Below are 18,356 nucleotides of genomic sequence, written 5' to 3'. Positions count from 1 at the left end.
ATCGGCCCTGTCTCGTTGCCCGCCTTTCACCGTCACCCCTGTAGGGGCCGATTATGAACTTTCACGACCAGAACCGGGATTAGCTCGTGTCATTCTGAGCGCAGAAGCCGCAAGCCCTGAGCGGAGCGAATGGGGAAGAATCCTGGCACTGGCGGATGGAGATTCTTCGCTGCGCTCAGAATGACACGACTCACTGATTATCGATCTTGCTTGTGAAAACTCATCACCGGCCCGTGGCCAGTTCCAGAAGCTACTTGCTTTGTCGCATATACTTCCGCAAAAATCTACCCCGCTTCTTCGATACCAGTACACCTTTTTCATTTAGCTTAAAGTAGATCAAGAGCGCAATACAGAGCCAGACACCGCCAAATATGTAGGCCCCCAGGACATCCGATGCCCAGTGATCGCCAAGGTAGATGCGCGATGGACCAACCAGCACCACGAACAGCCCCGAAATGATCAGCAACGCAATACGCCACCAGTGATTGCCTTTAAAGAGAATAATCATCAGCGAGAAAAGCAGGCCCCAGAAAGCGACATAGGACATCACATGACCGCTGGGAAAGCTCAGCCCATTCGCGTGCTGGATCACATCAATCAGGTGCGAATTTGGACGCGGACGGTCTACCAGCAACTTGATCGAGAAGTTTAAAATGGCGCTGACCGCTGAGACCACGATCACGGTCACGGCTTCCAGGTACAGGCGTACAAGAGCGAATAAGGCCGCGGCCAGCGCAATCAGGCCGATCTGCAAGGGCAGTGTATTGCCGGGATAGCTTACAGCGATCATCATCGTACTCAGCCAGGGAGATTGATTTTCCTGGAACTCACGCGTAATCGTCACATCGATGGCCAGTATTGGATGTATGTGTACCCACCATGCCAGCAGCGCGAAGAGCGCAAGCAGGATGGCATCAGCGGTAATCAGTATTCGTCCCCACCTGACGCTCTCGTACCAGCTTCTACGCGACCCACTTACCTCTTTTTCCGCTTCGCTGATTACGGATCCTACTTCATTTCCGAGGCGCGTGCCTGCAGGAAGTTCCTCCATAGAGTCTTCTTTTTTCTGTTTTTGTGCCATACTGGTTCCCTGCCTGTTTACTCAACCCTCTTCAGCATATCCTTTTGGATATTATAAACACGTTTTTGTTGAGCATACCGTTTCCATTTGACGAATAACCGATTTCTCGTTAGACTTTTAGGTAGACGAGACTAAGAAGGAGTCAATGCAACATGCCTCAAATTGAAATCCGGCCGGCTCGACCCGAAGATCGTAATGCCATACTCGCGTTTTGTGCTCACACCTGGGAGTGGGGCGACTATATTGAATACGTGTGGGATGAATGGTTACACGATCCCAATGGCATACTGCTTGTCGCGCTCATTGATGGCAAGCCGGTTGGTATAGAACATATGCGTATGCTCACTGCCACGGAAGCATGGCTCGAGGGGATGCGCGTCGACCCGGCATATCGCAGGCAAGGGGTGGCAGCGGCACTCAATACTGAGATAATTGCGGAGGCCATGCGGCGCGGCGCGAAGGTAGCGCGGCTGATTACCGAATCAACCAATACCAACTCCATCCGCCTGCTCGAACGCAGCTACATGCGCCAGGTAGGAGCTTATGCGCCATATAAAGCAATGCCTATTCCGGCATCCGCTAAAAGGCAGTACGAACAGGAGATGCCAACCGTGGCAACCGCTGCCGATCTCAACGACATTATCGACTATCTCAACGTCTCGAATATCTTTCCTGCCGTGGGCGGCCTCTATTACGAAGGCTTCACAGCCTATAGCATCACCCAGGAAATGCTGGAGGCAAAAATAGCCGCGCACAACGTCTATCTTTTGCGTCGCTGGGACCGCCTGGATGGTCTGGCGATTGCCCAGCCACGTGAGGGGCGGCAGGGCAAAAACCTGTTCATCGGCTACATCGACGGCACTACCGAATCGATCAGCCTGATTGCCTATGCCCTACGGGACAGAATTAGTGAAATGAACCTGGATGCCGTCCAGGCCAACGTCCCCGATCTGATCATGGTGCGCGACGCGTTCACCGGCGCGGAGTACGAGTGGGATGGAACAATTTTTTATACATACGAACGAGTACTTGAGTAGAGGCCGGTGAAGAAGAGCGCTCTATCCCGGCCTCATGCAGGAGATGTATCTGATGAATAGGTACCATCTGTTGGTTCGGGAGCGGATGCATTAACAGCAGTCTCCGTTTCTGCCTGAGTCGCGGGGTTGTGCGCAGAAATATAACGTTGGGCATGGCCGAGCGGGGTGAAAGAGAACGAAAAGGGAATAAGGAAGACGAGTATCCCAATGACCGCATAGACCAGCGCTACATTGTTTGTCAAAGTAATCGCGTAGCCTCCGGCAATACTACCCAGTGGGATAGCCGACCAGGCCAGTACGCTGGCAATGCTTATCACGCGCCCCAGCATGTGGTTCGGCACAATAGCCTGCCGCAGGCTACTCGTATTGATATTGAAGAGGATGCCCAGCCCACTCATCAATGCCCATAGTGGCAAGGCGAGCCAGTACCAGCGCATCTGCGAGAACACGATTGTCAGCAACCCCTCGGTCATCAACGCGCCCAACGCAACGGTACTGAACGACCAGCGCTTGCGCAACAATCCCGCCGATAACGAGAGAACCACAACTCCGATGCTCGATGCTGAGTACAACAGGCTTATCTGGACATCACCGGCCTGCAATTGATGCCGGGCGAATAGCACGAGTTGAGCACCGGTTGTTACGCTTACGAAGTTGACCATTGCCATCATCAGCGAGATATTGCGCAAGACGGGATGGCCCAGGACGTAACGCAACCCCTCGATAACGTCGCGGCCAATGCTGGCGGATGCGCGTTTCGCGCCGGTATTGAAGCTGGCACGTATCAATGCCAGCGAAAAGGATGAAACCAGAAACGAGAAGGCATCAACAGCCATGAGCATCGCCAGCGGCATCACCGTCACCAGCAGGCCGGCCAGCAATGGCCCGATTACCTGCGCGGCGGAATAGCTGGCCTGGATGCGCCCGTTCGCCGTCACCAGGTCATCTTGATTGACCAGCCCCGGTATTGCGGCAAATTGCCCGGCCTCGAAGCAGATGGTGAGCGTCGACTGCACAAATCCCACGATGTATATCCACCACACGGTAAGCAGGCCCGCGATGGCCATGGCGGGAATCGATGCGATGATCAGCGCGCGCCCGACATCGACCGCGATCATCATGCGCTTGCGGTCTACGCGGTCCGTCCACGCGCCAAGGATCAGCCCGAAGAGCAGGTAGGGCAAAAATTCGGCGGCGGTCGTAATGCCAAGATTGAGCGCCGAGCCGGTGATTTTGAAGACCAGCAAGGGTAGCGCGAAGAGGGTAACCGAACTACCCAGATTCGAGATCGTCTGCCCCGTCCAGTATTTCCAGAAATCGCTACTCAGGCGCCGGGCGGGCTGGGGAAAGCCGTGATTGTTGGTTGCCATTGAGGTCTCCTTTACAGGTCACTCGTTTTCGTCAGACAACGTAAATTCCGGTGCAGCAGGTGTAAATGTAGCCGGTCCTTGCAGGTAAGGAGGCGCTATAAACATAGCAACGAAGATACTATAAACCTTGCCGTCAGGGTCGGGCTTTTCGTGCAAAATATCCTCGACCAGCGCTTCGAGCCGCTCTTGATAATAGCTTGCGCGTTTGGGCGAGAGCCGGACACGCGGGAATCCATCATAAAGCAAAGGATCTTCCTCGCCGCTATCTATGGCTTCGATCAGCTCGTTACGAACATTGGTGAATATATCGAGGCCAGGGGATTCTCCGGCCATATCCCGTGAGAGGTGAAAGTCAAAGATACGGGCCGTGCGCGTGTAGTAATTCGCGACGATGCCACGTGTGAGCCTCCTGGCAACCACTTTCGCCAATCCTGCTGCCTCAAGCACGTGCAGGTGATGGCCGATAGCGCCGGGTGTCGCTCCCAGCCGCTCGGCGATCTGCTTGGCCGTGGCCGGCGAGTTCTGGATAATACCCAGAATACGCCTGCGCGTGGGGTCGCCGAAAGCCTTGAATTGCTGTACAGTCTCAATCGTCATTCTCGGTGGCAGTTGGGGCATCTCAACAGGTACATCATCAGGCAGAACTGGAATGGCATCGATGTCATCGTTGCTTTTGAATGCGCTCATACATCATCCTCTTTGCTGATTTCCCTGGATGAACAACAATTTCAAAACGAAATGCGAATTCATAACGTACTGGAAATATAGCACAATGTGGACGTTTGTCAAGTCGTTTTGATAGAGTCCGGTTAATAAACCATAACCGATCCTCTAAAATCGTCACATATCCTTAACCTGTCTATGACGAAAGCCTGCCAGAACTATGCTATTGTTCTCCTGAGATGGCAAGAGACGTAAAGTCATATGTAGCCATATTGCAAGGAGAAAATATGCGAGAAGAAGAATACACCATCCCCCAGATGGTAGACGAAGTGCGAGCGGGGAAAATGCCGCGCCGCCAGTTCATGAAGAAGCTGGCGCATATGGGCATCACTGCCGCGGGCATTGGAGCGATAGCCGCGGTCGCGTCTATTCCAACTGCCTCAGGGCCAATCACCAGCGCGCCCGTGATAGAAGATGGAACCGATCACCTGCAGCTGCATGACCAGCACCTTCAAAATCAAACCAGCGGCAATACAGGCGCTTTGCAGAATGACTACCACGAAAATGCTATCGTGGAAGATAGTATGTATCCGCAACCATTTGTCGGTCGCGCCGCCATCATGGCCCGCAAGGGTACCGGCATGGCCGCCATTCCCGATTTACAGATTCAGGTTGTGAACCGCGTTGTGCATGGTAACCAGGTGAGTGTCGAGTGGATCGCGACCGGCACGCACTCAGGCGACTTCCCAGGCCTTCCGGCCTCAGGGCGTTCTTTCTCCATCCAGGGCGTCACAGTTGTCGTTCGAGAGAATGGCAAGATCACACGCGAATCGCTCTATTACGATATGGCGGAAGTTCGCCGCCAGCTCGGCCGGTTTAATCCATAGTTTCAATCCCCAGCAGGAAGTCGGGAAAAGGACCAGTTCCTGCCGCTTCTCTCTGGGAAAGTATGGTGGCCAGACCTGAACATATCAAGGGCAAATGCATGAGAAATAAAGTAAGCAGGGCGATCACGAAAGGATGCCCTGCTTACTTTCTCCCTTCGCATTGCTCACTCTTCCTGGGCGCCCTGATTCCTCAACTCCTGGAAGATCGTGTTCGTTGTCTCCCTCAACCTCTTATTCGCCTCCTCCAGATCAAGCACAGCCTGGACGAATCCTTGATATTCTCGCCGGAAAAGTACAAACATAATAACAAGCGTTGCGATCCACCAGATTGTTTCGATAACGATGGTAACGGCAAAAGGGATGTTGTGACCAAGCGGGGAAAGGGAGAAGAATGATTGCACAATAATCCAACCAACCAGGGCAATGAGCTGAACGGTAACGAAATAACTGATCCTGTATGCGCGCTGGCGCATCGTCACGGCTGCCATCAGATAAACCTCCTTCGCGAACTACCATACCTCACATCAGGTTATTTATGGGAATTGCCACTATCATTTATACACCTTTAGAATAAAACAGGCAAGGGGCACACAAATCAGGATTATTCAAAAATTGCCCAGGCAAGTTCGAGGCCGCCGGCGGCCTCGAACTTGCCTGGGCAATTTTTGAATAATCCTCCCTACTCCCAGGCCCCCAGCTTCACGTATCCCTTGAGCAAATCGCGCGCGATGATGAAATGCTGGATCTCGTCCGTGCCCTCGTAGATACGCGTAACACGCAGGTCGCGGTACCAGCGTTCAATGGGCATCTCGCGGGTATAGCCCATACCGCCGTGAATCTGCATCACGCGATCTACCACGCGGTTCGCCATATTGGAGCCGTACAGTTTTGCCATGCTGGCCTCGTGGCGGTTATCCAGGCCCTGGTCGACTTTCCAGGCCGCGTGCAGCGCCAGCCACCTGGTCGCCTCGATTTCGACGGCGGAATCGGCGATCATCCACTGGATGGCCTGGCGGTCGGCAATCGGCTGGCCGAAGGTCACGCGCTGCCGGGCGTAATCGATTGCCATCTGTAGCAGGCGCTCGGCTGTGCCGACACAGCGCGAGGCAATCAGCCATCGCCCCTGGCCGATCCACTGCATACCCAGTGAGAAACCGTAGCCTACTTCTCCTAACACGTGATCTTCCGGCACGCGCACATCCTCGAAAAACAGTTCCGCCGGCGACCAGCCACCCATGGTCGGTACGGGGCGCGATGTCCAGCCCATTGAGCGATCCACCAGGAAGCAGGTAACGCCACCTTTCTGTGGGGGCTTGTTGCGGTCCGTGACGGCGAAGACCATCGCGAAATCGGCCTCGTTGCCGCCGGTGATAAATACTTTCTGTCCATTGATGACCCAGTGGTTGCCATCCTTAACGGCGGTGGTGCGGATGGCCGAGGGATCGGAACCCGCGCCTGGCTCGGTCAGCGCGAAGCATGACTTGCGTTTCCCCTCGATGGTGGGAATGAGATATTCTTCCTTCTGCTGCGCGTTGCCATGATAAAGGATATTATCGGCGCTGCCCCCAAAGGCGAAAGGAACCAGGGTTTTGCCGGTTTCCATCATGATCAACGCCGTCATGACCGCGCCCAGGTTGGCGCCGCCGTATTCTTCAGGCGTATTGATACCCCAGAAACCCATCTCTTTAGCCTTCATTTGTAGTGAATGATAGCGTCCCGGCTCAATGCCGTTGGGGTATTTTCCTTCATTTTGCAGCACCTCCTTTTCGAGGGGCATCAGTTCGCGCTCAACAAACCGTCGTACTGTTTGCTGTACCATTTTCTGTTCTTCGGTGAGGGAGAAATCCATAGCAACCCCTTTCGTGGTAGCAAAATGCTCAAATTGCTGGCAAAGGACTGACAATACATTCATTGTAACACAGGCAAGGGCAATCTTAACAACGCAATGAGTCCTCGTGTATGCTTCTCGCAGACTTGCGCGTGATATACTTTAGTGCAAGTGAACGAAAGACAACTATTCGCCAGGGAAAAAGCTTGAATTTGACAACGGTTGGGTTCTGGACAATTTTGCAGAGGGCGCTGCTCCTGCGCTGCCCCAGGTGTGGCAAGGGGAAAATATTTAGGCGCTGGTTTGCATCATACGAACGCTGCCAGGTGTGCAACTTTGTGTTTGAACGCGAAGAGGGCTTCTACACGGGCGCAATCGCCATCAACCTGGTCGTCAGCGAGTTGATAGTGACGGCGGTCGTTATTCCCGTCGCGGTATGGGCTGCCCTGACTCCCGGCGTTCCGGCCATACCCATCTTCATTGCTATCTCACCCTTGCCGGTGATCCTGCCGTTCATCTTCTTCCGCCTCACTAAATCATTATGGATAGGCCTCGCGTTCTGGCTCGACCCTCCTCACAGGAATGACAGTGGGAGACTGCGGTAATGCGTTCTAAAAAAGCAGCGAAAGGCCTTTTTCCTATCAAGACCTGGGGCGAGAAGGCTCACGCACTGCAACTTCAAGCTCAAATCCCTCGCCCAATGCTTTCACATAGCGGCGCAAACTGTTGAGGGTATAGGCATCATAGCCTCGCTTCTCCATACGCGCCACCTGCGCTTGCGAAACACCAAGCCGTTTAGCAAGCTCTGCCTGGGTAATGAGCTAACCCCATGTATTTCTGTCAAAGTTTGTATCACTTTTGCATCCCATCGACGTGATGAGAAGAGCAATAATCAGCAGGCAATATCATTAGAGGAGATGTTTGTGAAGAGTGAGTCGCGTGAAAAGGATTTGCCGGCAATAGTATCGGCGGCGTTTCGCTTGTAGCGGCGCTCAACTTCGCCCAGGTCGCCTCGGAGAGCATAGGCGCATGACCTGCTAGCTGTCCTCCGGGAAGCCGATATTCACCTCTTCGGCAAGCGAGCCTGGAATGCGCTGTTCCAGTTCCTCGTATTGCTTCCCCGGACCGGCGACCAGCCCGCGATTCTCGGAGACGCGCATCAAGGTAGCACCGATAAGGACGCAGATGCCGAACGCGGTGCCTATCGCGAAAAGTGGCAGGCGGAAGTTTACTCCATACAGCAGGCTGAACCCGTTGGAGCCAATGAAGCCACCGAACAGCCCGAAGGCGTAATACATCCCCTGTACCCTGCCGCGTGCCTCAGCGCCCGATGAGGCGGCAAGATGCGCATCCACCGCCGGTTGCACCATTGAATAGACGATGCCATGGACGACGAACAGGATCAGGATGATCATAAAGGTATTGGCGAGGCCATAGACAACATAGAGCGGTACCTGGGCCAGCCCGAAGATCAGTACCAGTAGCGAACGGCGCACGCGGTCGGCTACCCGCCCGGTGAAAGGCGTCAAAATAACGTTGGGTATCGACCAGGCCATGTAGGAAAAACCGATGATCGCGACCGACGCGCCCAGGTGGTCGTGCATCCAGAGCGGCACCAGCGTAATATCGAAACCAACGTACAGCCAGTCTCCAAATACCAGGATGTACGCGGCGATCAACGGCAGCGTGAAGAGCTTGCGGAAGGGAATACGTACAGCTTGCCCTTCTGCCGATGACCCACTGCGGGGGCGCACTCGGATCATAGTGATAACAATAACAGCCGCGAGCAGGCGGAAGATGACCGCGCCTATGAAGCTGGTGGCATATCCTGTAGTGGCCAGCAGTCCACCAAGCGCCGGGCCCAGCAGAAAACCGGTATTGAAAAACGCCCCGAATATTCCATACGCCTGGCCGCGCTGCTCAGGCGGAACGCTGTCCGCGACCAGCGCGCGAGCGGATGGCACGACTGCAGCCGCGGCAATGCCTTCGGCAAAGCGCAAGACCACGAACAAAACAGGATCGGTGATGAACAGGTATGCCAGCGAGAGCGCGGCCTGTGCCACGAGACTGATCAGCATCATTGGCTTGCGCCCGAAACGATCGGCGAGCCAGCCCGAGGGATACTGGAAGAGAAAGTTCGAGATCAGGTAAGCCGACGACATCGTTCCGATGATGGTGAGAGAAGCCCCGCGCGATTGCGCGTAAAGCACGCGCACAGGACCTATCATGCCAATACCTGTATAGGCGGCGCAGACAACCAGTGAAACAGCCAGCAGTGTTCGATTCCGCAGCATTCCCCCTCCTGAGTTTCTATATCGGATTATATACTGCTTACTATGATACACCATAGCTTGTGATATACTGAACGTGTTTTCGGCGATGCTCAAGCAACTCCATTGCTATCACTGTTCAGAAAGGAACATACCATATACATGAGTACACAGCAAAATCTGCCCCCAAACTATTTTTATCATCAAATGCCCAATGGAATCGAAATGATTGGCCAGTACATGCCCAGCCTCAGTTCGATTACTTTTGGCTTCCAGCTCGATGCCGCGGTCATCAACGAGCCGGAAGATAAACAGGGCCTTGCGCACCTTTTTGAATATATGCTGTTCCAGGGTACGAAGCAGAAGGATGCGCGCGCTTTGAACGAGGCTTTCGAGTCCCTGGGGGCGCGTAAAGGCGCCAGTACGGGCCTGGAGACATCGCAGGTATGGGCGCAGATCGTCAATACCAAATTTGATGCCACCCTGCAACTGATCAATGAGCTCCTGCTGACCTCTACATTCCCACGTGAAGAATTAGAGCAGATGCGCAACATTGTGCTGCAAGAGATTCGTCGCCGCGACGATGAGCCGATGAGCCGTATCTTTGAACTTGTGCGCGCTCATTTCTATCGCGGTACAGCCCTGAGCCGTCCATTGCTTGGTTCCTCAGAAAGCGTGCAATCCTTGCAGCGGCAGGATTTACGCGATTTTTGGAAAGCTCGCTACCAGCCCAACAACACGCTTTTCGCTATCGCCGGAAAGTTTGATTGGGATTCCGTCGTTCAGCAGATGCAGGAGTTGTTCGGCGGCTGGAGTGGAACAGCTTCCCCATCGCCGGAGCAACGGCCGCAACCGGCCCCCAGTATCGCTATGGAACACCAGGAAGGGCAGCAGGAGCACCTGGCCTTGATGTTCCCATTCCCCAACTATACCGATCCCGATTACTATGCCGGCCTGGTAGTGAGCGAGGTGCTTGGTGGAAACATGGCATCGCGCCTCTTTGTCGAAGTGCGTGAGAAACGCGGCCTCGTCTACGGAATCTCGGCAGGGCTGGCAAGCAATAAACATATCGGTGCCATGCGCATTTATGCCGGAACCACACCAGAGCAGGGGCATGAATGTCTCCAGGTCATCGTGGACGAACTGCGCAAATTGGAGCAGGAGGGCATCACCGCCGATGAACTTGAGCGTGCCAAAGTGCAGTTGAAGAGCGAGAACGTGATGCGCAGCGAAGGCTCCGCCGCGCGTATGGGAGCCATTGCCCGTTCCTGGTGGTACGAGCGCAAGATACATACCATCCAGGAGGTCAAAGAAGCCATAGATGCCGTAACCCAGGAGCAGGTGCTACAGGTGCTGCGCCGTTTCTCCCCATTGCATCCCTTAACGGTGGCCGCCATTGGCCCGCTCGCGCAGGAAGAACTGGTTGGGGATATACTCTAAAGAGACAATGCGCAATGCTGCCATATCGTTTCTCAGGGCAATCTGCTATAATGTGCCTTACCTGGCGCGGGTAAGGTAAAGCGATTCTACTGAATGAGATGCTGTGAGGAGAGCAAGTAAGATGGCGGAGCAGCAGGATGCAAGCGCACGCGGACGTATCCTGGCAACGATTGATGTCGAAAGGGTGCGCTTCGTAAACCTGGAATTTACCGATGTGGTTGGTATGGCAAAATGCGTGACGATTCCCGTTGAGCAGTTTCCTGATTGCCTCGAACAGGGAAAATGGTTCGATGGCTCTGCACTGGAAGGCTTTGCGCGCGTCGCCGAAAGCGATATGTACCTGGTTCCTGATCTGAGTACTTTTGCTATCTTGCCCAGGCAGGTACGACCGCAATCGTCTATGCCTTTCTTACCCCAGCAATCCTTTAACCTGTTCTCAGATGAGGATGTCGTAGCACGCGTGATCTGCCACGTGCGTACTCCTGACGGCGAATATTTTGATGGCGACCCACGGGCTACACTCTTACGCGCGCTAGATGTAGCTGCCGCGATGGGCTACGATTTCCGCGCGGCCCCCGAACTTGAGTTTTTTCTGCTGCAACTCGAGGGTAAAACTCCCAGGCCACTGCCTCATGATCGCGGAGGATACTTCGACCTGTCCACCGACCTGGCATCCACCGTCCGGCGGCAGATGGTGCAGGCGTTGCAGCAGATGGATATTCTTATTGATGCCAGCCATCACGAGGTAGCGGCAGGCCAGCACGAACTGGATTTTGAGATGAATGGCGCGCTACATATCGCCGATAGCCTGGTGACGGCAAAATATGTCTTAAAAGCTATTGCCGCGCAGCATAACCTGTATGCCACCTTCCTCCCCAAACCGTTCTACGGCGTGAATGGCTCAGGTATGCACACGCACCAGCAATTGATCCAGCGCGCGACGGGGGGTAATGCTTTTGTCGATGAGCATGGTGAGCTTGGACTTTCAGACATTGGGCGTTACTTCATCGCCGGCCAGCTGGCGCATGCGCGCGGATTGTGTGCGATACTTGCCCCCCTGGTAAATTCATACAAACGCCTCGTATCCGGCTATGAAGCCCCCGTATATATCAACTGGGGCAGGGTGAACCGCGAGGCGCTGATTCGCGTACCACGCCCTGATGCTGACCCACAATCTTCCACGCGCATCGAACTGCGCTGCTGCGATCCCAGTTGTAATCCCTACCTCGCACTCGCCGTCATGCTGCGTGCCGGCCTGGATGGCATACAGCACAAGTTGCCCTTACCTCCAGCTATGAATGAAAGCCTGTTCCTGCGCGACGAAAGCGAGCGGCAGCGCCATCGCTCCAAACTGCTGCCCGCCACCCTTGGCGAGGCGCTCGAAGGGTTGCGAGAAGACACTCTCCTGCGCGAGGCACTTGGCGATTCCATCTACGAAGGTTTCATCGAGGCCAAAACCATGGAATGGAGCGATTACCGCAAACAGGTTCACGAATGGGAACTGGATCGCTATCTTTCGGTCTTTTAAGGCTTCTCAGGCCCATTTCATTGAAATGGGCCTGAGAAAGCGTTCAATCATGCGGGCGCACAAGCCAGTAGCGACCGTTTTCGCGCATCATAATGCGTTGATCGATCATCTCGCGGCGCAGGCTCGCGACATCCTCGTGAAATGTCTTGAGGATGGCATTTACCTCTTTTTCGTCATAGAGATGTCCCCACTCGAATGAACGCGCCAGTTCTTCCATCACGTAGCGCCGCTTCTTGTACTGTGAGGGAATGCTCACCAGGCGGCCATTCTGAATAAAGGTAGCCACCACACGGGCACGCTCATCGCTGCGTGGAGGCAGCGGGTTATGTGGAAACACTCTGCTCGCGATACGCTGCGTACTCTCGGCCAGTTGCTCAAGCCCCTCACTGGACAGTTCATAGTAGTGATAATTGTTCTCGCGCCTGACCTGCACCAGTCCGGCCATAACCAGCGGCGTAAGATGGTGAGAAACCGTCGGCGGCGTGACATCCAGCGCCTTCGCCAGTTCCTGCCCATACATCGGGTGTTCCGCCAGCAGACCCAGAATGCGTATGCGTGTCGGGTCCGACAGCGCGCGCCCAATCACCACCAGCCGCTTCATCTCCTCGGAGGAGAGATTCAGTTCGTTTTGCTCCTGCTCTCGCGGTTGATCTTTTTTGTCTTCCATAATTCACCTCTTTCTCTTATCATACAATTAGAAAATTTTCTAATTGTATGATAACCAGAAACTAGCCGGAAGTCAAGAGGTTTGCAACAAAAAAAAGCCTGTATTCTCACCAGTCAAATCTCGTGGTTCGTTATGGCCTCTCTATACACCCGTTCATACGCGTCGATCATCTCATCCAGGGCGAAGTTTGCTTCGACGTGGGCGCGACAGCGTGCGCGCGGGATGTCGAACAGGTCATCGACCAGGGCGGCGGCGTGCGCTCGTTCGCCCTCTTCGACGAGGAAGCCGGTTTCGCCGTGACGAATGATCTCCTCGGCCGCGCCACGCCGGTAGGCGATAACGGGCGTGCCGGTAGCCATCGATTCAACGGCGGTCAAGCCAAACGGCTCGTCCCATTCGATAGGGAAAAGCAGGCCCAGCGATTGTCCCATGATCTTCCACAGTGCCAGGCGTTCCAGCTGGCCCAGGTAGGTTACGCGCTCTCCGGCCTCTTGCAGGCGCGGGGCAACGCTTTCATTATAGTAGCGCCGGTCATAGATGCCGCCGGCGATCAACAGGCGGTATCCGGCCATTTCCGCGATTTCAATGGCGGCCTCAACCCCTTTTTCGGGCGCGATGCGGCCCGCGAACAACAGCGGCGCTTCCTTCGAGGGCCTGGGAGAGAAAGGGATGGCATCCAGGTCCAGCCCATTATAAATCACGTGGTCGATAGGGGTGAATTCTTCGTAGGTATGCGCGCAGGCATGCGATACGGTTATCAAGGTCACGGGATGCCCCTGCTGATCCAGCACATGTAGAGCGGTATTGATCTCAGGCGAGACCGCCGGAAGGTGCAGCGTGTGAAGGACAGGGATATCGTGAATCAACGTGCTGCATGCATACGCGGGCCAATCGAAAGCGTGTACGTGTACCAGGTCAAATTCGGCGCTGCGCCGCTGCAATTGGAGAAAAAGGTCAAGGAAAAGATTTGCCTGCGTGAAGAAGCTGGTATCCGCCGGTCGTTCCTGCGCCGGCCCAGAAAAGTCGGCAGGCTCGACATCATCCGGCACGGCCACCGGCTCGATCTCGATTCCAGGGACGAAGGACTCATTGCGTGCGAACAAGGTGACACTGTGCCCACGACGCATCAATCCCTGCGCAAGGTCGGCCAGCAGCGCCTGCGCTCCTCCCAGGTAGGGCTGCGCAATAGTGGAAACAAGCGGTGCAACCAAAGCGACTCTCATGGTTCTCCTCGATAACTGGCGCTATTGTTCTCAGTCTCATACAGCTTCACTTCATATAAAAGACCTTTGGGAAAGGCTGGAGCCAGCCGTTCCCAGAACTTCATAGCCAGCACCTCGGTAGTGGGAATGCAGCCCTCCAGCCAGGGTACATCGTAATTGAGGTGTTTATGGTCAACCCATTGTATCACCTGTTCAGAAATTGCCTGCTTCAGGTCCGTCAAATTCAATACCATGCCGGTGTGTGGGTCTGGTGTGCCGCGAACCGTGACCTCCAGGATATAGTTATGTCCATGCCCATTGGGATTCGCGCACTTCTCGTAGATGGCATAATTCTCTTCTTCCGCCAGGTGCTCGCTCCACAAGCGATGTGATGCGCTGAAACTGGTGCGCCTTGTCAGGTAAACCATGTTTTGTATCCTTATGTCTCCATGTATCTTCAAGCATTGCTGAATATCTCAAGGTTGGTGCCGCTGAGCTTGCGACCCGAATCGCCGGCCAGGAAGAGCAATATTTCGGCCATATCCTCGGGAGTCATACCGGCCTTTAGATGCGGCGCGGCCTGGCGGAGCATGGTAGTATCTACTGCTCCAGGACTGACGGCGCAGACACGAATATTGTATGGCTTGCCCTCGACCGCCAGAATTTCGGTCAAACTGGCGACACCAGCTTTCGAGACATTATATGCGCTCAAACCCGGAAATTTCTCCACGCCTCTCACGCCCGAAAGCGATGACAGGTTGATAATGACGCCGGAATGCTGGCCGGCCATAATGCGAAATGCCTCGCGGCAGCACAGAAATGTGCCGCGCAGATTGACAGCCAGCACATTATCCCAGGTAGCCACGTCCATCTCAGCAAAAGGGCGTACAGCGACTATGCCGGCGCAATTGACGAGGATATCGACTCTCCCATACGCATCCATAGCTTTCTGGAAGAGGTGCTGCACATCCTCTTCGCGAGCGGCATCACCGGCAATAACCAGTGCGCTCTGCCCCTCGCGCGCAATCTCAGCCTCAACTTCATCTAAAGTTGAGGCTGTGCGGCTGAAGAGGACGACCTGCGCGCCCTCGCGGGCAAAACGCAGCGCGGTGGCACGACCGATGCCACGCCCGGCTCCGGTTATGATGGCGATACGATCTTGAATGCTCATAATGATCATTATAGCACGTGGGTTTTTGGTAGCGTCTTTTACTTGCTACGTCCCAAAGGCATAGAGCTTACCATCTTCATTTCCTTGATAGAGAACGCCATTAGAGATGCTGGCAGGACACCAAAAGTTGGACGTTTGATGCGTATCTTTTGAATAGATGGATTTTGAATGTCGAGCAGGATGTGGTTAGGTAGTGAAACAGGACAAGTCGATATACTTTCAATAATCCCTGGGTTTCAGGCGAGCATCGTGCTTGAAAAATACGTGTGGGTAGCACATTAGGAGATGTTATCAATTCAAACACAGACGGACGATAGGAGGAGTGCCACCCACGTATAAGAATATAACATATTTCTTGGAAAAAGTTCAAAGAATTATGGAAAAAGTACTATCTTCTAATAAACGCTGAGAAAATCAGGTTTTTGATGAGAATTTGATTAGAAACAAGCGAAGGGTAATTTTTTAGCCTGAACGATTGCTTTCCTGGCTTGTTGAACCATTGTGATATCTGTTATAATGCCAAAAACACGTATTTCTGCAAGGGAAAGAGGAGTGCCTGGCGCTTCTGCAGGGATAGCGCCTGGTGCCTGTCCCCGCCAGGATAGCAGGCCGTCTTTTACCTTGTTTACATATTGGTTTATCGGGGGGCGCATGACTATTAATACGAGGTTGCAAGGATCGCTGCGGGAATTTGGCCTCGTAGAAGTCCTGCAAATGATGGGACTGAGTGGGATGACCGGTGCCATTCACCTCAAGCAGGAGTCGGGACGCATCGGTATTATCTACTTTCAGGATGGCAAGCTGGCCGGTTGCTCTGAACTCGATTCGGGCGCGCTGACGCTGGGTGATGTTCTTCAACAACTGGCTATGGCGAACAGCATGCAGATAGAGCTGGCTTTTTCCCGGCAGCTCCAGGACCCTTTCGGCAAGCGCATCGGCGAGCGCCTCATCGAAATGCGGGTGATTAACGAGAAGCAATTGAGAGAGGCGCTGCGTACCAAGGCATTGTGGACGGCCCGCGAACTGGCGCTGTGGAAAAATGGCACCTATGATTTCGTTGCCAGTCCTGAGGGGCAAACGATTTTACCTTACGGCGAAGAATCGCTTGATCTCGAAGTTGTGGGTGTAACGATGGAGATGATACGTTACGAGGACGAGTGGAAGCAGCTGTATAAATATTTGCCCCAGGGGATGCACACAACGCTCCAGCTCGTTCCGGCCATCCCTTATCCCATGAGCTTTGATAGCCGCACCATTGAATTGCTCGGCAAGGTGAATTTGAATCGCAGCGTGCGTCGCATTGCCAGCACCATCCGGCGTCCAGAGTTAGAGGTGGCGCGCGACCTGGCACAGCTGGTGTATCACCGGCTTATTGTTCCCGTCTTCCAGGAAGCAACTCCGCACCACAACGGAAACGGCAACAGGCGCAGTGGCGTGCGCCTCCCCGACCCTGCCGAAAAATTCCGCATGGAAAGCTTTGAACTGCTCAACCTCATCAGTCGTATGGAGCAAGAATGGCTGCGCCGGCGCACACCGATGGAGCAATTATCCGCGCTGGCCGAATTCGTCAACTGGATGATGGACGCCCTTTCCGAGGCCTGCCGTATCAACGGTACTGAGTTGGACCCCAACACGCTGGAAGTCTTGCTTACGCGCAATAACCTGCGCTACATGGGCAACTACCGGTTTGTGATTGAGCAGAATATGATCAACGTCCAGAATTTTACCTCGCTCTGTCACGAGGTGCTGCAAGGGGACATTCAGAAAGCCACCGACTTCTTTGAAGAGGGCTGTATTGTCCTGCAAAAAATTCTCACCTGCATCTTCGACTCGATCAATGCCCGTGTCGCCTCCCTTTACGAGCGCCTGGAGAACCAGGAGGTGTGGGAGGCGATGTTTACACAGTTTGGGCTGCCGCGAGGGTAGGAACAGGGTTCCCGCGCGATAGCTAATCCTGGCTTGAGGTTGATGTATTGTCACTTGTAAAAAGGGGAGGACAATATGCAGAGAAACGTGTATCGCCTCAGGAGGAGTCCATTCCTGTACGTTTTCATCATTGTAATGGTTACTTTCGTTTTGCGTACTGGAGCAGTTCACGCTCTTTCACGCAGTGCAGGCACATGGAATATCGTCCCAAGCCCCAATGCTGGTGACGGCCCAAATAATCTTTATGGGATAACCAGTATTGCCCCGAATGATATCTGGGCGGTAGGCTCCTATCAGAAACATAGTTCTGGCCTGTTATACACCCTTATCGAGCATTGGGATGGCACGAAATGGAGCATCGTACATAGTCCCAATCAGCAGCATGGGGGCAACCTGCTTCGTGCAGTAGCAGCGGTATCCACAAACGATGTCTGGGCAGTCGGAAATAATTACAGGCGCCACGGTGGGCGGCTATTGATAGAACATTGGGACGGCTCCCAATGGAGTATCGTAAAAACCCCAGATGTTGGTGGCAATCCCGTGCTAGACGCAATAACCGTTATTTCCACTGATGATGTCTGGGCGGTGGGGTCTTATGGTAGGAGTCAAACTCTTATTCTGCATTGGGACGGCTCCCAATGGCGCGTTGTGAAAAGCCCTAATAAGGGGTTATTTGACTTTCTCAACGGAATAGCAGCAGTATCGGCAAATGATATCTGGGCTACCGGAGAATATGAACAAGGGCCTAATAGTAACGACCGCACGCTATTCGAACACTGGGATGGATCCCAATGGAGCATTGTTCAAGGCGCGAATCACAAGGGTTATAACAATGATCTTAACGGGATAGCAGCTGTGTCTTCCACGCAGGTCTGGGCGGTAGGGGATTATTTCGTCAACTCTTCTCCTTCACAAACATTGGTTGAACAATGGAATGGGCAACAATGGCAGATTGTCAAGAGTCCCAATACCGGATCAAATGATTTTCTGAATGCGGTTACGGCGGTATCCAGCACTGACATCTGGGCAGTGGGTTCTTATGATGCCTACACGCTGATTGAACAATGGGATGGGCAGCAATGGCAGATTGTCAGCAGCCCCAACGCTGGATCAAGTAATGTCTTGAGGGCAATTACGGCGATATCCAGCACTGATATCTGGGCAGCAGGTACCTATGATGGTCACACACTGATTGAACAATGGAGTGGCGCATAGTGAAAGGTGTCTTCTTACCAAAGGTTGCCAGCAACACACAATTTATGCTTAAGGAACACGGTTCCTGTTCG

General features: G+C 53.9%; 18 protein-coding genes. 7 read left to right on the top strand and 11 right to left on the bottom strand.

What is annotated here, in order from left to right; translation table 11 throughout:
• Positions 1–250 precede the first annotated feature (250 nt).
• Entirely contained in the window at positions 251–1,081 is an 831-nt protein-coding gene (locus VFA09_17615) for a phosphatase PAP2 family protein (protein HZU69098.1), read from the bottom strand.
• Positions 1,082–1,233: 152 nt separating this feature from the next.
• Here VFA09_17615 and VFA09_17610 point away from each other — a divergent pair, with 152 nt between their 5' ends.
• Positions 1,234–2,118: a GNAT family N-acetyltransferase gene (locus tag VFA09_17610; GenBank protein ID HZU69097.1), complete on the top strand. Its 885-nt coding sequence runs from the start codon at positions 1,234–1,236 to the stop codon at positions 2,116–2,118.
• Positions 2,119–2,150: 32 nt separating this feature from the next.
• Here VFA09_17610 and VFA09_17605 read toward each other — a convergent pair whose 3' ends face one another.
• Both VFA09_17605 and VFA09_17600 read right to left on the bottom strand, forming a co-directional pair.
• Positions 2,151–3,488: an MFS transporter gene (locus VFA09_17605; GenBank protein ID HZU69096.1), complete on the bottom strand. Its 1,338-nt coding sequence runs from the start codon at positions 3,486–3,488 to the stop codon at positions 2,151–2,153.
• Between the two features lie 18 nt (positions 3,489–3,506).
• Positions 3,507–4,175: a winged helix-turn-helix domain-containing protein gene (locus VFA09_17600; GenBank protein ID HZU69095.1), complete on the bottom strand. Its 669-nt coding sequence runs from the start codon at positions 4,173–4,175 to the stop codon at positions 3,507–3,509.
• A 263-nt stretch (positions 4,176–4,438) separates the two neighbouring features.
• Here VFA09_17600 and VFA09_17595 point away from each other — a divergent pair, with 263 nt between their 5' ends.
• Positions 4,439–5,038, top strand: a complete 600-nt coding sequence (locus tag VFA09_17595; protein ID HZU69094.1) for an ester cyclase — start codon at positions 4,439–4,441, stop codon at positions 5,036–5,038.
• 164 nt (positions 5,039–5,202) lie between these two features.
• Here the strand turns inward: VFA09_17595 and VFA09_17590 are convergent, their stop codons facing one another.
• Positions 5,203–5,526, bottom strand: a complete 324-nt coding sequence (locus VFA09_17590) for a hypothetical protein (protein HZU69093.1) — start codon at positions 5,524–5,526, stop codon at positions 5,203–5,205.
• A 191-nt stretch (positions 5,527–5,717) separates the two neighbouring features.
• Positions 5,718–6,887: an acyl-CoA dehydrogenase family protein gene (locus VFA09_17585; GenBank protein HZU69092.1), complete on the bottom strand. Its 1,170-nt coding sequence runs from the start codon at positions 6,885–6,887 to the stop codon at positions 5,718–5,720.
• A 110-nt stretch (positions 6,888–6,997) separates the two neighbouring features.
• Here VFA09_17585 and VFA09_17580 point away from each other — a divergent pair, with 110 nt between their 5' ends.
• Positions 6,998–7,471 (top strand): DUF983 domain-containing protein, encoded by a 474-nt coding sequence (locus tag VFA09_17580; GenBank protein ID HZU69091.1) that lies wholly within the window; start codon positions 6,998–7,000, stop codon positions 7,469–7,471.
• Between the two features lie 36 nt (positions 7,472–7,507).
• On the opposite strand, the gene VFA09_17575 is transcribed toward VFA09_17580, so the two are convergent.
• Together VFA09_17575 and VFA09_17570 are read right to left on the bottom strand one after the other, a co-directional pair.
• Positions 7,508–7,684 (bottom strand): helix-turn-helix domain-containing protein, encoded by a 177-nt coding sequence (locus VFA09_17575; protein HZU69090.1) that lies wholly within the window; start codon positions 7,682–7,684, stop codon positions 7,508–7,510.
• Between the two features lie 219 nt (positions 7,685–7,903).
• Positions 7,904–9,214 carry an MFS transporter gene (locus tag VFA09_17570; protein HZU69089.1) on the bottom strand — a complete coding sequence of 437 codons (1,311 nt, stop codon included), beginning with the start codon at positions 9,212–9,214 and terminating at the stop codon, positions 7,904–7,906.
• A gap of 84 nt (positions 9,215–9,298) precedes the next feature.
• Here VFA09_17570 and VFA09_17565 point away from each other — a divergent pair, with 84 nt between their 5' ends.
• Together VFA09_17565 and glnA are read left to right on the top strand one after the other, a co-directional pair.
• Complete coding sequence (locus VFA09_17565; GenBank protein ID HZU69088.1) at positions 9,299–10,576, top strand: pitrilysin family protein; 1,278 nt, start codon at positions 9,299–9,301, stop codon at positions 10,574–10,576.
• Between the two features lie 121 nt (positions 10,577–10,697).
• A complete protein-coding gene (gene glnA / locus VFA09_17560; protein ID HZU69087.1) occupies positions 10,698–12,104 on the top strand; it encodes a type I glutamate--ammonia ligase in 1,407 nt (468 codons plus the stop codon).
• 43 nt (positions 12,105–12,147) lie between these two features.
• Here the strand turns inward: glnA and VFA09_17555 are convergent, their stop codons facing one another.
• From VFA09_17555 to VFA09_17540, 4 genes are all read right to left on the bottom strand, one after another.
• Positions 12,148–12,771: a metalloregulator ArsR/SmtB family transcription factor gene (locus VFA09_17555; GenBank protein ID HZU69086.1), complete on the bottom strand. Its 624-nt coding sequence runs from the start codon at positions 12,769–12,771 to the stop codon at positions 12,148–12,150.
• A gap of 113 nt (positions 12,772–12,884) precedes the next feature.
• Positions 12,885–13,994: a glycosyltransferase gene (locus tag VFA09_17550; GenBank protein ID HZU69085.1), complete on the bottom strand. Its 1,110-nt coding sequence runs from the start codon at positions 13,992–13,994 to the stop codon at positions 12,885–12,887.
• Entirely contained in the window at positions 13,991–14,401 is a 411-nt protein-coding gene (locus VFA09_17545; GenBank protein ID HZU69084.1) for a 6-carboxytetrahydropterin synthase, read from the bottom strand. Before VFA09_17545 ends, VFA09_17550 begins: the two co-directional genes overlap by 4 nt.
• A gap of 29 nt (positions 14,402–14,430) precedes the next feature.
• Positions 14,431–15,144: an SDR family oxidoreductase gene (locus VFA09_17540; protein HZU69083.1), complete on the bottom strand. Its 714-nt coding sequence runs from the start codon at positions 15,142–15,144 to the stop codon at positions 14,431–14,433.
• Positions 15,145–15,795: 651 nt separating this feature from the next.
• Here VFA09_17540 and VFA09_17535 point away from each other — a divergent pair.
• Positions 15,796–17,070, top strand: coding sequence for a DUF4388 domain-containing protein (locus VFA09_17535; GenBank protein HZU69082.1), 1,275 nt, complete (start codon positions 15,796–15,798; stop codon positions 17,068–17,070).
• Positions 17,071–17,145: 75 nt separating this feature from the next.
• Complete coding sequence (locus tag VFA09_17530) at positions 17,146–18,285, top strand: hypothetical protein (protein HZU69081.1); 1,140 nt, start codon at positions 17,146–17,148, stop codon at positions 18,283–18,285.
• Positions 18,286–18,356: the final 71 nt, after the last annotated feature.

The sequence above is a fragment of the Ktedonobacteraceae bacterium genome, assembly GCA_035653615.1.
In the GTDB taxonomy this organism is placed as follows: domain Bacteria; phylum Chloroflexota; class Ktedonobacteria; order Ktedonobacterales; family Ktedonobacteraceae; genus DASRBN01.
The sequence above is the reverse complement of the archived record's forward strand: the minus strand, read 5'-3'. Positions and strand labels throughout refer to the sequence as shown.

Bases quoted from the DNA above. Each gene is read 5' to 3' on its own strand.
- VFA09_17615 (HZU69098.1), bottom strand. From the start codon at position 1,081: ATGGCACAAAAACAGAAAAAAGAAGACTCTATGGAGGAACTTCCTGCA.
- VFA09_17610 (HZU69097.1), top strand. From the start codon at position 1,234: ATGCCTCAAATTGAAATCCGGCCGGCTCGACCCGAAGATCGTAATGCC.
- VFA09_17605 (HZU69096.1), bottom strand. From the start codon at position 3,488: ATGGCAACCAACAATCACGGCTTTCCCCAGCCCGCCCGGCGCCTGAGT.
- VFA09_17600 (HZU69095.1), bottom strand. From the start codon at position 4,175: ATGAGCGCATTCAAAAGCAACGATGACATCGATGCCATTCCAGTTCTG.
- VFA09_17595 (HZU69094.1), top strand. From the start codon at position 4,439: ATGCGAGAAGAAGAATACACCATCCCCCAGATGGTAGACGAAGTGCGA.
- VFA09_17590 (HZU69093.1), bottom strand. From the start codon at position 5,526: ATGGCAGCCGTGACGATGCGCCAGCGCGCATACAGGATCAGTTATTTC.
- VFA09_17585 (HZU69092.1), bottom strand. From the start codon at position 6,887: ATGGATTTCTCCCTCACCGAAGAACAGAAAATGGTACAGCAAACAGTA.
- VFA09_17580 (HZU69091.1), top strand. From the start codon at position 6,998: ATGCTTCTCGCAGACTTGCGCGTGATATACTTTAGTGCAAGTGAACGA.
- VFA09_17570 (HZU69089.1), bottom strand. From the start codon at position 9,214: ATGGTGTATCATAGTAAGCAGTATATAATCCGATATAGAAACTCAGGA.
- VFA09_17565 (HZU69088.1), top strand. From the start codon at position 9,299: ATGAGTACACAGCAAAATCTGCCCCCAAACTATTTTTATCATCAAATG.
- glnA (HZU69087.1), top strand. From the start codon at position 10,698: ATGGCGGAGCAGCAGGATGCAAGCGCACGCGGACGTATCCTGGCAACG.
- VFA09_17555 (HZU69086.1), bottom strand. From the start codon at position 12,771: ATGGAAGACAAAAAAGATCAACCGCGAGAGCAGGAGCAAAACGAACTG.
- VFA09_17550 (HZU69085.1), bottom strand. From the start codon at position 13,994: ATGAGAGTCGCTTTGGTTGCACCGCTTGTTTCCACTATTGCGCAGCCC.
- VFA09_17545 (HZU69084.1), bottom strand. From the start codon at position 14,401: ATGGTTTACCTGACAAGGCGCACCAGTTTCAGCGCATCACATCGCTTG.
- VFA09_17540 (HZU69083.1), bottom strand. From the start codon at position 15,144: ATGAGCATTCAAGATCGTATCGCCATCATAACCGGAGCCGGGCGTGGC.
- VFA09_17535 (HZU69082.1), top strand. From the start codon at position 15,796: ATGACTATTAATACGAGGTTGCAAGGATCGCTGCGGGAATTTGGCCTC.
- VFA09_17530 (HZU69081.1), top strand. From the start codon at position 17,146: ATGCAGAGAAACGTGTATCGCCTCAGGAGGAGTCCATTCCTGTACGTT.